This is a genomic window from Sulfitobacter sp. GN1-4 (genome assembly GCF_055693825.1).
In genome coordinates this window covers 2,430,792-2,444,163 of record NZ_JBVFUQ010000003.1, presented here as the reverse complement: position 1 = coordinate 2,444,163, position 13,372 = coordinate 2,430,792, and the positions used below count along the sequence as shown (strand labels likewise).

The 13,372-nt window shown below is 58.4% G+C and carries 10 protein-coding genes and 2 pseudogenes; 10 read left to right on the top strand and 2 right to left on the bottom strand.

The window, feature by feature from the left end:
• Nucleotides 1-5 precede the first annotated feature (5 nt).
• Together ACZ1HM_RS12680 and ACZ1HM_RS12675 are read right to left on the bottom strand one after the other, a co-directional pair.
• Nucleotides 6-410 carry a hypothetical protein gene (locus tag ACZ1HM_RS12680; RefSeq protein WP_472743087.1) on the bottom strand — a complete coding sequence of 135 codons (405 nt, stop codon included), beginning with the start codon at nucleotides 408-410 and terminating at the stop codon, nucleotides 6-8.
• Between the two features lie 476 nt (nucleotides 411-886).
• Nucleotides 887-1,781: pseudogene (locus ACZ1HM_RS12675) on the bottom strand (LysR family transcriptional regulator).
• Nucleotides 1,782-1,950: 169 nt separating this feature from the next.
• On the opposite strand from ACZ1HM_RS12675, the pseudogene ACZ1HM_RS12670 reads away from it, so the two are divergent.
• The 10 genes and pseudogenes from ACZ1HM_RS12670 (at nucleotide 1,951) to ACZ1HM_RS12625 (ending at nucleotide 13,333) form a co-directional block, all read left to right on the top strand.
• Nucleotides 1,951-5,348, top strand: a pseudogene (locus tag ACZ1HM_RS12670) (indolepyruvate ferredoxin oxidoreductase family protein).
• Nucleotides 5,349-5,410: 62 nt separating this feature from the next.
• On the top strand, nucleotides 5,411-6,280 hold the full coding sequence (locus ACZ1HM_RS12665) for a lysophospholipid acyltransferase family protein (RefSeq protein ID WP_472743086.1): 870 nt from the start codon (nucleotides 5,411-5,413) through the stop codon (nucleotides 6,278-6,280).
• Between the two features lie 11 nt (nucleotides 6,281-6,291).
• On the top strand, nucleotides 6,292-7,101 hold the full coding sequence (locus ACZ1HM_RS12660) for a glutamate racemase (protein WP_472743085.1): 810 nt from the start codon (nucleotides 6,292-6,294) through the stop codon (nucleotides 7,099-7,101).
• A gap of 38 nt (nucleotides 7,102-7,139) precedes the next feature.
• Nucleotides 7,140-8,165 (top strand): N-acetyl-gamma-glutamyl-phosphate reductase, encoded by a 1,026-nt coding sequence (gene argC, locus ACZ1HM_RS12655; RefSeq protein WP_472743084.1) that lies wholly within the window; start codon nucleotides 7,140-7,142, stop codon nucleotides 8,163-8,165.
• 9 nt (nucleotides 8,166-8,174) lie between these two features.
• The gene (gene ccmE, locus ACZ1HM_RS12650; RefSeq protein WP_472743083.1) at nucleotides 8,175-8,618 is read left to right on the top strand and encodes a cytochrome c maturation protein CcmE; all 444 of its coding nucleotides are present in this window, start codon (nucleotides 8,175-8,177) and stop codon (nucleotides 8,616-8,618) included.
• Between the two features lie 177 nt (nucleotides 8,619-8,795).
• On the top strand, nucleotides 8,796-9,407 hold the full coding sequence (locus tag ACZ1HM_RS12645) for a holin-associated N-acetylmuramidase (protein WP_472743082.1): 612 nt from the start codon (nucleotides 8,796-8,798) through the stop codon (nucleotides 9,405-9,407).
• Nucleotides 9,398-9,994 carry a holin family protein gene (locus tag ACZ1HM_RS12640; RefSeq protein ID WP_472743081.1) on the top strand — a complete coding sequence of 199 codons (597 nt, stop codon included), beginning with the start codon at nucleotides 9,398-9,400 and terminating at the stop codon, nucleotides 9,992-9,994. The genes ACZ1HM_RS12645 and ACZ1HM_RS12640 overlap by 10 nt, the downstream gene beginning before the upstream one ends.
• 73 nt (nucleotides 9,995-10,067) lie before the next feature.
• Nucleotides 10,068-12,035: a heme lyase CcmF/NrfE family subunit gene (locus tag ACZ1HM_RS12635; RefSeq protein ID WP_472743080.1), complete on the top strand. Its 1,968-nt coding sequence runs from the start codon at nucleotides 10,068-10,070 to the stop codon at nucleotides 12,033-12,035.
• Nucleotides 12,032-12,484, top strand: coding sequence for a cytochrome c-type biogenesis protein (locus tag ACZ1HM_RS12630; protein ID WP_472743079.1), 453 nt, complete (start codon nucleotides 12,032-12,034; stop codon nucleotides 12,482-12,484). Before ACZ1HM_RS12635 ends, ACZ1HM_RS12630 begins: the two co-directional genes overlap by 4 nt.
• A gap of 72 nt (nucleotides 12,485-12,556) precedes the next feature.
• A complete protein-coding gene (locus ACZ1HM_RS12625; RefSeq protein WP_472743078.1) occupies nucleotides 12,557-13,333 on the top strand; it encodes an enoyl-CoA hydratase-related protein in 777 nt (258 codons plus the stop codon).
• The last annotated feature ends 39 nt before the right edge of the window (nucleotides 13,334-13,372 follow it).

The following is a 13,372-nucleotide window of genomic DNA, read 5'->3' as shown; positions in this document are numbered from 1 at the left end:
AATGATTACATCACAACAACGGTTGTGCGGGTTTCATCGTCGCGTTTGGATCCCGATTGCGCCTGCAGATAAAGCTCATCGGCTGTGGTATCGATCAGGATGGCGTTGTCATCCAGCGTCACACTGTCGGACAGCAAGGTCAGCACCAGCGTGTCGGCGTCAATCTTGGCGTCGTCTAGCATGTCGACCACCAGCTCGGGGTTGCCTTGCGCGTCAACGGTGACGGCTTTGACCGACCCCAAGAGGACGTCGTCAGAGGTTTTGAAATCAGCGCCGACAGCCTGACTGAGGGCCACATATTCTTCGGTGCTCATCGGTGTGGGCATGGGGTCTGCTTCTGAGATACCAATGCCGGGGCGCTTTGTGGCCATGTCCGATGTGCGGTTAATGGAGCCTGCGTCATTTGCCATGCCGCCGTCCAGAATGCGGGGCGAGTTCCCTGTCAGGTCACCTGCACTGGTCTCAGCGCTGAGCGCGAGGGGGCGGTGATCAGAGTGGCAATTGCAGTCGATTGGATGAGAAACGTACGTGTCATAGTTTCAGTTCTCCTTTTGGTTCGTGTTTGAGAGACGCAGTATCGCGCCGCTCCCCCTAACAACGGGTGGGCGGAAGAGATGTTCCAAGATTTCTAGAAAAAATTTCGCAGGCCCTGATGAGATGTCTTGCTGGGCATGCAAATCTGCCTGGCCCAAATCAGACCAAAGCCCGGACCAAAAAAAGGCCGAGCACGAAGCTCGGCCAAGTCCAACAGGGAGGTATAGAACGAGCAGCCGTTTGGCGCTCAACTCTATATCGCTGAATTAGGCGGCTCGATGCTTGCAATCAAGGCAACGGTGCAAAGAAAAACAGCATACCGGCTATGCATTCATTGCATAGCAATCGGTTTTTACATTATTTTCAGGTTCTTGCGGTAAGAAATGATCTCATCCTGTACGAAGTCCTTGAAGGCGGCCACGCGCTTGGATTGCCGCAATTCTTCTGGATATGCCAAAAAACAGGCACATCCGCAGATTTCGTCTCAGGCAGCACTTGGACAAGGTCAGGGAAGTCCTGCACCACATAGTCCGGCAGCACCCCGATCCCTAGATCATGTAGCACACCCTGTAGTACGCCGAAGTAGTTGTTCACCGTCAGCAAAGACCGAAGATCATAAAGCATCAGCTTTTGCACCAGGTTCAGACCGGCACCCACCTGATCGCTGTCGGTGTTCTGGCAGATCAGCCGATGTTCGGTCATATCCTCAATCGTCTCAGGCGTGCCATTGCTTTCAAGATAGGAGGCGCTGGCATAGAGGCACATGCGGATCATCATCAGCTTTTTGCGAATGAGGTCAGCCTGTGAGGGTTCTTTCATGCGGATCGCCACGTCCGCTTCGCGCATGGGCAGGTCAAGCACGCGTTCCTCAAGCATCAGGTCTACTTTGAGGTCGGGGTATTTTTCATAAAGCTTGGGCAGCCGGGGGCGAGCCACAGGGTGCCAAAGCCCGTGGTGGTGGTCACGCGCAGCTCTCCGAACACTTCTTCTTCGCTGTCGCGGATGCGTGCGGCGGCAGCATCCAGGCGTTTGGTCATGGCGGCAGTGGCGTCAAACAGCAGCTCCCCCTGTTCCGTCAGGATCAGGCCGCGGGCATGGCGGTGAAACAAATTGGTGTTAAGCTGTTCTTCTAGGCCACGAATTTGTCGCGAAACGGCAGATTGCGACAGGTTTAGTTTGTCGCCTGCGTGCGTGAGCGATCCCGCATCTGCGACGGCATGAAAGATTCTGAGTTTGTCCCAATCCATGGCGATACTTTCTTGGTATGCTGGCTGCTTACAATAAATTGATGAAAAGACCACCAATGCATACTTCATAAAGTGAAATGAGCGGAAGTTTTTGCTATACAGGTCAGCAATTGTGACCTAACATTTGGCAAAACTTGAGCAAGACTGACGGAACGTAGGGAGGGCCGCCATGACCAGCCAGAGGATTTCACTTAACGATCGTTTCGATTTGGAGAAATCTCCGGTCCTGTTGAACGGGACGCAGGCCTTGGTGCGGATGATGCTGATGCAGTCGGCGCGGGACAAGGCCGCGGGGTTGAACACTGCGGGTTTGTGCACAGGGTATCGCGGCTCACCACTTGGGGCGGTGGATATGCAGATGGCGCGGGCAGAAAAAGTGCTGGCCGAGCACGACATCACCTTTCAGTCAGGCCTGAACGAAGATTTGGCAGCGACTGCGATTTGGGGGGCACAGCAGGCTGAATTGCGCGGGGAAGGTAAATACGACGGGGTCTTTGGGCTGTGGTATGGCAAAGGGCCAGGCGTTGACCGGTCCGGCGATGCGATGCGCCACGCCAATATGGCGGGCACGGCGAAAAACGGCGGTGTCATCATGGCGATGGGTGATGATCACACTGGTGAATCATCAACCGTGCTGCATCAATCCGAATTCGCGATGGTTGATGCCTATATGCCTGTCGTCTCTCCTGCTGGTGTGCAGGAAATTCTGGATTACGGTCTCTATGGTTGGGCGCTGTCGCGCTATTCGGGCCTTTGGGTTGGTCTTAAGACCATGAAAGACACGGTTGAAGTGACGTCGGTTGTGGATGGTGATCCGCACCGTCTGTCTTTTGTGACGCCAGATTTTGCTCTGCCGGAGGGGGGCTGAACATTCGGTTGGTGGACGACCGGATTGAACAAGAGGCGCGGCTGATTGATTACAAACGCCACGCGGCTGAGGCGTTTTCCCATGCCAACAAAATGGACAAACGTGTCTGGGGCAAACCGGGGGCGAAGATCGGGTTTGTGGCAGCTGGCAAGAACTGGCTGGACCTGGTGCACGCGATGAGCCTGCTGAACATCGATGCGGCCGAAGCTGAGCGTTTGGGCATTACCACCTACAAAGTGGGTCAAACCTGGCCGCTGGATATGAAGGGCTTTCACGATTGGGCCGAAGGTCTCGACCTGATTGTTGTGGTTGAGGAAAAGCGCAAGCTGATTGAGGTGCAGATCAAAGAGGCCATCTTTGATGACCGGCGCGGACGTCGGGTGTTTGGCGGCACCAAGAACGGGGAAGAGTTCTTTTCCGCGCGCTGGGCGCTCGATCCGATTGATATTGCTGAAAAGCTGGGTCAGGTGCTTTGTGATGAGGGGCGCGATACCGATGGGATCAAGGCAGGGCTTGCCGCCCTCGACGAGGCGCGTCGCGCAGATAATGCCGAAGATATCGCGGCCCGCTTGCCTTATTTCTGTTCGGGCTGTCCACATAATTCCTCCACCAAGGTGCCCGAAGGCAGCCGGGCCTATGCCGGGATTGGCTGTCACTTTATGGCGCAATGGATGGACCGGGATACGTTGGGCTTTACTCATATGGGGGCGGAAGGTGCCAATTGGATCGGAGAGGCACCGTTTTCAACCCGAGACCATGTTTTTCAAAACCTGGGCGATGGCACCTATAATCACTCTGGCGTGCAGGCCATTCGGGCCGCTTTGGCCTCCAAGGCCAACATCACCTACAAGATCCTTTATAACGACGCGGTCGCCATGACCGGCGGGCAGGGCAACGATGGGGATCTGAGCGCGCCGCGCATTGCGGCTGAGCTGAAGGCGATGGGCGTCAAAGACCTTGCGGTGGTCTATGATGAAAAAGAAGATGTAGACCCCGCCGCGTTCAAAGGCATTGCGATGCACGAACGGGCCCAAATGGACGCGGTGCAAAAGGATTTCGCCACCAAAGAGGGCGTCAGCGCGATCATCTACGTACAAACCTGTGCAGCTGAGAAACGTCGGCGGCGCAAGCGGGGATTGTTCCCGGATCCTGATAAGCGGGTGTTTATCAATCCCGATGTCTGCGAAGGCTGTGGCGATTGTGGGGTTCAGTCCAACTGCGTTTCCATCACACCCAAAGAGACTGAGCTTGGCCGCAAACGCGCGATCGATCAGTCCAGCTGCAACAAGGACTTCTCTTGTGTGAATGGGTTTTGCCCCTCTTTTGTGACGCTTGAAGGGGCCAAGGTCCGCAAAGAAGCGACAACTGAGGTCGACATCCCTGATTTGCCACACCCCGACCTGCCGCAGATCAATGGCACCCATAACGTGATCATCACAGGGGTTGGTGGCACCGGGGTTGTCACCATCGGTGCCGTCCTGGCCCAGGCGGCGCAGATCGACGGCAAAGGGGCAGGCATGATGGAGATGGCTGGCCTCGCGCAAAAGGGCGGGGCGGTGCACATCCATTGCCGTCTGGCCAACGCGCCCGAAGATATCTCGGCCATCCGGGTGGCGACGGGGGAATGTGATGCGCTGATCGGGGGGGACCTGGTGGTGTCGGCTGGCTCAAAAACCCTAGGTCTGACCCAGGGTGGGCGCACGGGTGCCGTGGTCAACAGCCATGAGATAGTCACCGGTGATTTCACCCGCGATACTGAGTTCAAGATCCCCCATGACCGGCTGAGCCTTGCGTTGGAAGCCCGGCTCAAGGACGGGGTTTCGATGTTTGATGCCTCGGATCTGGCAAAGGCGACATTGGGCGATTCAATCTATTCCAACATGATGGTCTTTGGCGGGGCCTGGCAGCGCGGCTTGCTGCCCCTGACTTTGGAGGCTGTCGAGGACGCGATCCGGCTGAATGGGGCCGCGGTTGAGAACAACCTACGCGCCTTTGAGCTGGGGCGCTGGGCGGTGCTCTATCCCCAAGAGGCGGAAAAGGTGCTGCAGCCCAACGTCGTCAGCTTGCCCAAAACCCTGGCTGAGAAAATCAGTTTCCGGCAGGATCATCTTGCGGCCTACCAAAGCAAACGTCTGGCCAAACGGTACACCAAGTTTCTGGACGCCATCGCGCATGATGGGGTCAAGGCCGCGGCAGCAACTGGGTATCATAAGCTGTTGTCATACAAGGATGAATACGAAGTCGCACGGCTGTTGCTCAGCAGCCGGGAAAAGGCGCAAGCCGAATTTGATGGTGATTTCAAAATGACCTTCAATCTTGCGCCGCCCCTGCTTTCTAAGATGGGGCCCAATGGCCGTCCGATGAAGCGCGCGTTTGGACAATGGCTTGAGCGTCCGCTCAAACTTTTGGCCCGGCTCAAGGTGCTGCGCGGCACGCCTCTGGACGTTTTTGGCTACACAGCGGAGCGTAAAATGGAGCGCGCCCTGATCAAGCAATACGAAGGTGACATGCATGAGGTCCTGCCGATGCTGTCAGACGCCACAGAAGAGGCGATTATCGCCTTGGCTGAATTGCCTTTGCAGATTCGCGGCTTTGGCCCCGTCAAAGAAGCAAACGAAGCCAAAGCTGCCAAACGGCGCGAAGAACTGCTGAGCGTGATCAGGGCCGGTGGCACACAGACCGCGCGCGCGGCAGAATAGGCGTGCAACAAAACTGACGCAGTTGGCTGCTACCGCTTGGTCAGCGGCCAGGTGAGGGGATCATGACACGCACCACCCGAGAGATCAGCTATGCCTATGCGGCTGAGACGCGGTCGGGCCGTGCGCTGATCCGTTTGATGGAAAACAGCACCGGGCGGTTGCGGCTGATCAAAAGAGCGCGCGGATATGAGCAGGATGTCGCAGCGGGTGCCGCGTTCTTTGACGTGATGGTGGAACGCTACGGGCTGACGTTGGATGTGTTCAAGGGCAGCACCGAGCTTGTTCCGGCACAAGGTCCGGTGATCTTTATCGCCAATCACCCTTACGGGATTCTGGACGGTCTGATGCTGGGACACTTAATGAGCCTCACCCGGCAAGACTTTAAAATCATGGCACATTCCGTGTTTCGTCGCTCCCCCGATATTGATCGCCACTTGCTGCCCATCAGCTTTGAACAGGACCGTGCAGCCTTGGCGCTTAACCTTGCGACGCGCAAGACGGCCCTAGACTATCTTGCGGACGGCGGGGCGATTGGTGTCTTTCCGGGCGGCACGGTCAGCACCGCGGCGCGGCCCTTTTCCCGACCCCTCGATCCAGGCTGGCGCAGTTTTACGGCGCGGATGATTGCCAAATCTGACGCGGTTGTGGTGCCCGTATATTTTGCAGGCCACACCAGCCGGATGTTCCAAATCGCAAGCCATCTGCATCAGACGTTGCGCATGGGGTTGATGATCAAGGAATTCCGCAAACGGGTCGACACCCCGGTGCGTTTGGCCATTGGCGCGCCAATTGGGCGTGATGTTTTGGACCCTATCGCCAAGGATGGCAAAGGCATGATGGATTTCCTGCGCCAAGCCACGTATGACTTGGCACCAGAGCCGCCGGTTCCCACAGAGCTGGGCTTTGAATTTGAGCAACACCACCGCGCCTAAAGGGCAACGCTATGGCCATCGGGATCTTTGACAGTGGGTTGGGCGGGCTGACCGTCCACCAAGCCGTGCAAGAGCGGCTGCCAGAGCTGGACATCGTCTATCTGGCCGACAGTGCCCATGCGCCCTACGGCGTGCGCACGGCCGATGACATCTATGGCCTGACGACCAAGGCGGTATCGCGTCTGTTCGATGCGGGATGCGATTTGGTCATTCTCGCCTGCAACACCGCCTCGGCGGCGGCCCTGCGGCGGATGCAGGAAGGTTGGGTGGCGCCGGACAAGCGTGTTCTTGGTGTTTTTGTACCGCTCATTGAGGCGCTGACCGAACGGCAGTGGGGCGATAATTCGCCGCCCCGCGAAGTGGATGTGAAACATGTCGCTCTTTTTGCGACGCCAGCCACGGTGGCTAGCCGTGCATTCCAGCGGGAGCTGGCGTTCAGGGCCATTGGCGTGGATGTTGAGGCACAGGCCTGCGGCGGTGTTGTTGATGCCATTGAGGATGGTGATTTCATCCTTGCCGAAGCCTTGGTGCGCAGCCATGTCGATGCGTTGAAGCGCAAGATGCCGAACCCGCAGGCGGCCATTTTGGGCTGTACCCATTACCCGCTGATGCTGGACACCTTTCAGGAGGCTTTGGGCGAGGGCGTTAGCGTCTATTCCCAAGCGCGCCTGGTGGCAGACAGTTTGGCTGATTACCTTGACCGTCACCCCGACAAATACGGCAGCGGCGCGCCTGCGTTTTTGACAACGGGTGATCCCGCACAGGTCAGCACGCGCGCCACTCAGTTTTTGCGACGACAGATCAGCTTTATCGCCGCTTGATTTTCTCGTAAACACCGCCCGAACAAGGGAAACCGACCATGTATTCAATCGCCATTCTTGGTGCCTCCGGGTATACCGGGGCCGAACTTATCCGGCTTATCGCTGGCCATTCCTCCATGCAGATCAAGGCTTTGGGGGCCAACTCTAAAGCTGGTCAGTCGATGGCGGATGTCTTTCCGCATCTTCGTCATCTGGATTTGCCGAACCTGATCACAATTGATGAGATCGACTTTTCTGCCATTGACCTGTGCTTTTGCGCGCTGCCGCATAAGACCTCGCAAGAGGTGATATCAAAGCTGCCGCAAGATCTGAAAATCGTGGATCTGTCCGCGGATTTCCGGCTGCGTGATCCTGAGGCCTACGCCAAGTGGTACGGCAACCCCCACGCCGCTTTAGAGCAGCAGAAAGAGGCAGTCTACGGCCTGACCGAATTCTACCGCGACGACATTGCAGCCGCCCGGCTGGTGGCGGGCACAGGTTGCAACGCGGCCACGGGTCAATTTGCGATGCGGCCCTTGATTGAGCAGGGGCTGATTGATCTGGATGACATCATCTTGGATCTGAAGTGCGCCGTGTCTGGCGCGGGGCGGTCTTTGAAAGAAAACCTGCTGCACGCAGAGCTGTCTGAGGGCTATCACGCCTATGCCATCGGTGGCACGCACCGGCATCTGGGGGAGTTTGATCAGGAATTTTCTGCCATTGCAGGACGGCCCGTGAAGGTGCAGTTCACGCCGCATCTGGTGCCGGCAAACCGGGGCATTCTTGCGACCTGCTATGTCAAAGGCGATGCGGAGGCGATCCACGCCGCGCTCAGCACGGCCTATGCAGATGAGCCGTTTATTGAGGTGATCCCCTTTGGTCAGACGCCCAGCACGCGGCATATTCGGGGCTCAAACTTTTGTCATATCGGGGTGAGTGCGGACCGGATCGCGGGCCGGGCGATTGTCACAGCAGCGCTCGATAATTTGACAAAAGGTAGCAGCGGGCAGGCGTTGCAGAACGCCAATCTGATGTTAGGTATACCTGAGACCGAGGGGCTGATGATGCCCCCCTTGTTCCCTTAGGGTGCCCAGATGAAGAGCCTGAAAAAGCAACGCCGCATACAGATCATCGCTTTAGCGGTTATCGCCCTCATCGGGTCAACGGCCCTGATCGGCTATGCGATGCGCGATGGCATCAACTTCTTCCGCGCCCCAAGCCAGATCATGGCCGAACCACCAGCGCCCGAAGAGGTGTTTCGCATTGGCGGCCTGGTTGAAGAAGGCACATTGGTGCGCGGCGAAAGCGAAACGGTGCGTTTCAGTGTGACCGATGGCGGGGCATCCGTGCCGGTGACGTTCACGGGCGTGCTGCCTGATCTTTTTGAGGAAAATCAGGGGATGGTGGGCACAGGATCTTACGTGAACGGCGTCTTTCAAGCCACTGAAATTTTGGCGAAACACGATGAGACCTATATGCCTGCTGAGGTGATAGATGCGCTGAAAGAACAGGGCGTCTATGTGGAACCTGAGAGCTAAGGCGGCTGCATTTCAGGCCTCAGAAACCGGCATCATCCGATGCACCTAAAGCCACCGTTTCAGCCTGCTATCTGACCAAGGCAAGCCCTCCGTACCGGTTCCAGACCGCACGGGCTGGTTAGCATTCTTTAACCACGCTCTGACGTTCTAGCTCTCGTTTTGGACGACGGGGGTGCCATGCCAAACGTGCAGCAAATTGCAGATGACATCGTGCGCCGCGAAGGCGGCTTTGTGAATGATCCAGATGATCCCGGTGGGGCCACAAACCACGGTGTGACCATTCACACCATGCGGCGGCTGGGCCTTGATCTGGATGGGGACGGGGCGGTGACAGCGGCAGATGTCCGGCAGCTTAGCCGGGCGCAGGCGGTTGATATCTTCATCCGAGATTATTTCGAACGCCCGCGGATCGGTGAGTTGCCAGAGCCTCTGCAGGCCAGTGTTTTTGACATGTACGTTAACGCAGGGGGCAACGCCGTGAAGATCCTGCAGCGCTTGTTGGGGGCCTTTGGTGTGCCTGTTGCCGTGGACGGCGTTTTGGGCGCACAAAGCCTGGCCGCTGCTGCGCAGGTGATGGTGCTGGCCCCCGATCATTTGGTCGATGCCTACGGCATTGCACGGCGCAATTACTACTTTCGTCTGGCTGACCGCCGACCTGCCAGCCGCAAATTCGCGCGGACGCGGGCAGGGGGCAAGGGCGGTTGGATCACACGGGCCGAAGAGTTCATGGCCCCTATTTACCGGCTCACAGAGGCCAGTTTTCAAAAAAGGACCGCGGCATGGGACTGATGGATCGGGTGCTTACGTTGCTTTTTGGCGGCGCGCAGAATGTGGTGAAGGACACTGTTGAGGTGTTTCGTGAGAACGCAGAGGCTGGCGCGCAGCGCCGCACCGGGGTGCAAACCCACGCGATGGCGCAATTCGGGGCGGAGTTTCTGGTGGCTCGTCAGGGCCGGTTTGACCGGTTCATGGATGGGTTGAACAGGTTGCCCCGGCCCGCTTTGGCGCTTGGCACGCTGGGGCTTTTTGTGTCGGCCATGGTGCATCCGCTTTGGTTTGCCGAACGCATGCAAGGCATTGCCCTTGTGCCAGAGCCGCTTTGGTGGCTGTTGGGGGTTGTGGTGTCTTTCTACTTTGGCGCGCGCCATCAGGTGAAAGCCCAGCAGTTTCAGCGCGAAATTGCAGGCACGATGGCCCTGGTCCCGCAGGTGTTGGAAAACCTTGATCAGGTTGCGCAGTTTAAATCCAGCCAGACGTCTGATGCCAGCCAGACACCAGGTGCAGCAGAGCCGGGCAGGGATGCGGTGGTGATCCAGCAGAGCATTGCCCCTGATCACAACGCCGCACTTGAGGCATGGCGGCAAAGCCGGGCCTGACTGCGACGCTTTGTGTCCCAAAACACGGTGAATTTACGTGGTAAGTGGGCTTTAGCCCCATTATATCAAACGTATGATTACAGAGCTTGGACACTTCGCAATGATCCTCGCCTTTTTGGTGGCGCTGGTTCAGATGACCGTACCGCTGATTGGGGCGCACAAACGCTGGCCGTCTTGGATGGCCCTGGCGGAACCCGCCGCGAACGTGCAGTTCGTGCTGACCGCTTTTGCGTTCGCCGCCCTGATGTGGGCCTTCATCGTGTCAGACTTTTCGCTGCGCCTGGTTTGGCTCAACAGCCATTCTGACAAACCCATGCTTTACAAAGTCAGCGGCACTTGGGGCAATCACGAAGGTTCCATGCTGCTTTGGGTGTTGATTGTGACGCTGTTTGGCGCGATGGCGGCGTGGTTTGGCGGGAACCTTCCGCCGACGTTGAAGGCGCGCGTGCTGGCCGTTCAATCCGCCATTGGTGCTGCGTTTTTCGCCTTTATTATCTTCACGTCTAATCCGTTTTTGCGCATGGAAACCCCGCCCTTTGACGGACAAGACCTGAACCCGCTGTTGCAAGACCCCGGTTTGGCCTTTCATCCGCCGTTTCTGTACCTTGGCTATGTTGGGCTTTCTATGGCGTTCAGCTTTGCGGTGGCGGCGCTGATTGAGGGGCGCGTGGATGCGGCCTGGGGCCGCTGGGTGCGGCCTTGGACCTTGGCGGCCTGGGTCTTTTTGACCATCGGCATCGCGCTTGGGTCCTGGTGGGCGTATTACGAACTGGGCTGGGGCGGTTTCTGGTTCTGGGATCCGGTGGAAAACGCGAGCTTTATGCCCTGGTTGCTGGCGGCGGCCTTGCTGCATTCCGCGATCGTTGTGGAAAAGCGCGAGGCGCTGAAAAGCTGGACCATCCTGCTGGCGATCCTCGCGTTCGGCTTTTCGTTGATTGGCACATTCATTGTGCGCTCGGGCCTGCTGACGTCCGTGCACGCCTTCGCCAATGATCCTGAGCGGGGCGTCTGGATTTTGCTGATCATGGGCTTTTTCATGGGCGGGGCCTTGGTGCTGTTCACTTTCCGCGCAGGTGTGATGGAGGCCAAAGGTGTCTTCAGTCTGGCCAGCCGCGAATCCGCGCTGGTTGTGAACAATCTCTTGCTGGCGGTGTCCTGCTTTGTGGTCTTTGTCGGAACGATGTGGCCGCTGGTGGCTGAGATGTTCTTTGACCGCAAGCTCAGCGTCGGCCCGCCGTTTTTTAATGCAGCCTTCACCCCCTTCATGGTGGTGCTGGGATTGCTGTTGCCGCTGGGGTCCGTCTTGCCCTGGAAACGCGCCCGTATCCTGCGGGCGATGGTGCCGCTGCGCTATGTCTTTGGCCTGTCGCTGGCGATTGGGGGGCTGACCTTTGCGATGCAAACCGGGCGCAGCCTGATCGGCCCGGTGGGCATGTTCCTGGCGGCTTGGCTGGTGATGGGCGTCATTGTTGAGCTGGCACAGCGCACAGGGCGCGGCCCAAACCGTTGGGGCCGGTTGCTCCGGCTACCTAGGGCGGATTGGGGCAAGGCCGTGGCTCACGCAGGGCTGGGCGTGACGATGGCCGGAGTGGCCGGGCTGACCGCTTGGACCATGGATGACATCCGTGTGGCGCAGATTGATGAGCCGTGGAGCGTGGGGCGGTATGAGTTGACCTTGAAAGATGTCCAAGACGTCCGGGGGCCGAATTACATCTCAACCATAGGTGTCCTGACCCTGTCTGAGAACGGCCGCCCCTTGGGTGAGCTGCGGCCCGAGAAACGGTTCTACCCTGTCGCGCAAATGCCAACGACGGAAGCCGCGATTGATTATGATCTGCGTCGCGACGTCTATGTCGTGATTGGCGATCAGCAGAACAACGGCGGTTGGACGGTGCGCACATACATCAAACCGATGACCAATTGGATCTGGATCGGCTCGGCTTTGATGGCACTGGGCGGTTTGCTGAGCCTGAGCGACAGACGGTTCCGCGTGGCCGCAGGTGCGGCCCGCCGCCGCCCTACACCGGTGCCAGCAGAATGAAACGGCTGCTTTTGATTTTGTTGCTGTTGGGTTCACCCCTGTGGGCGGTGCAGCCCGATGAGATCCTGGATGATCCGGTGCTTGAAGACCGCGCGCGCGAATTGTCCAAAGGCCTGCGCTGCCTTGTGTGCCAAAACGAAAGCATTGACGAAAGCGAAGCGACCCTGGCGCGGGATCTGCGGATCTTGGTGCGTGAACGTCTGGTGGCGGGCGACAGCGATCAAGAGGTGATTGATTTTCTGGTCGCGCGCTATGGCGAATTTGTTTTGCTGACCCCAACCACAACTGGTGCCAACTGGCTGTTGTGGGCCGCAGGCCCGCTGATGTTCCTGTTGGCGGGGGGCTTGGGGCTGGTCTATCTCAGGGGCCGGTCCACGGCGCAGGCCGGGACCGAAGCCCCGCTTAGCCCAGAAGAACAGGCCCGCCTGGACGACATTCTTCGCCAGTGACGTCCGGTTTCACTGGTGATGCCGGCGGACTTTGCTATCACTGAGCTGGAAAAGCGCAAAGGAAGGCCAATCATGGATTATCAGACCATCACCTATACCGTGGAAGCGGGTGTTGCGACCATCACATTGGCGCGGCCCGATAAGATGAATGCGCTGACGACACAAATGCGCGCTGAGATTGCCCACGCGGCCACCCAATCGGGCAAAGACGCGCGCGTGTTGGTTGTGACGGGCGAAGGGCGGGCCTTCTGCTCTGGTCAGGATCTGGGCGACCGTGCCAATGGCTCATCCGTTGATATGGAACGCACCCTGCGCGACGAATATGCGCCGATGCTGCGCGCCATCGTGAATGCCCCCATCCCGACGATTTCTGCCGTGAACGGCCCGGCGGCGGGCGCAGGCGCGAACCTTGCCCTGGCGGCTGACGTGGTGATTGCGGCGGAAAGCGCCTATTTCATGCAGGCGTTCACACGGATCGGTTTGATCCCTGATGCGGGTGGGACTTATTTCCTGCCCCGGTCGATGGGGACGGCCAAGGCCATGGGGGCCGCGCTTTTTGCGGATAAAATCAGTGCGCGTCAGGCGGATGATTGGGGCATGATCTGGGAAGCGGTGCCCGACGCCGAATTTGACGCCCACTGGCGCGCTAAGGCTGCGCACTTGGCAGCGGGCCCAACCGTGGCCTATCAAGCCGCGAAAGAGGTTATTCGGGGCACGTGGGACAACACCTTCGAAGGCCAGTTGACCGCTGAGGCACAGGCGCAGGGCACCTGCGGGAAGTCTCGGGACTTCAAAGAAGGTGTTTTGGCCTTCACTGAAAAACGCGCCGCGACCTTTGAAGGCCGCTAAAGCGTCACATCCCAGCACCGGCAAGCGCGACCCTGCCTG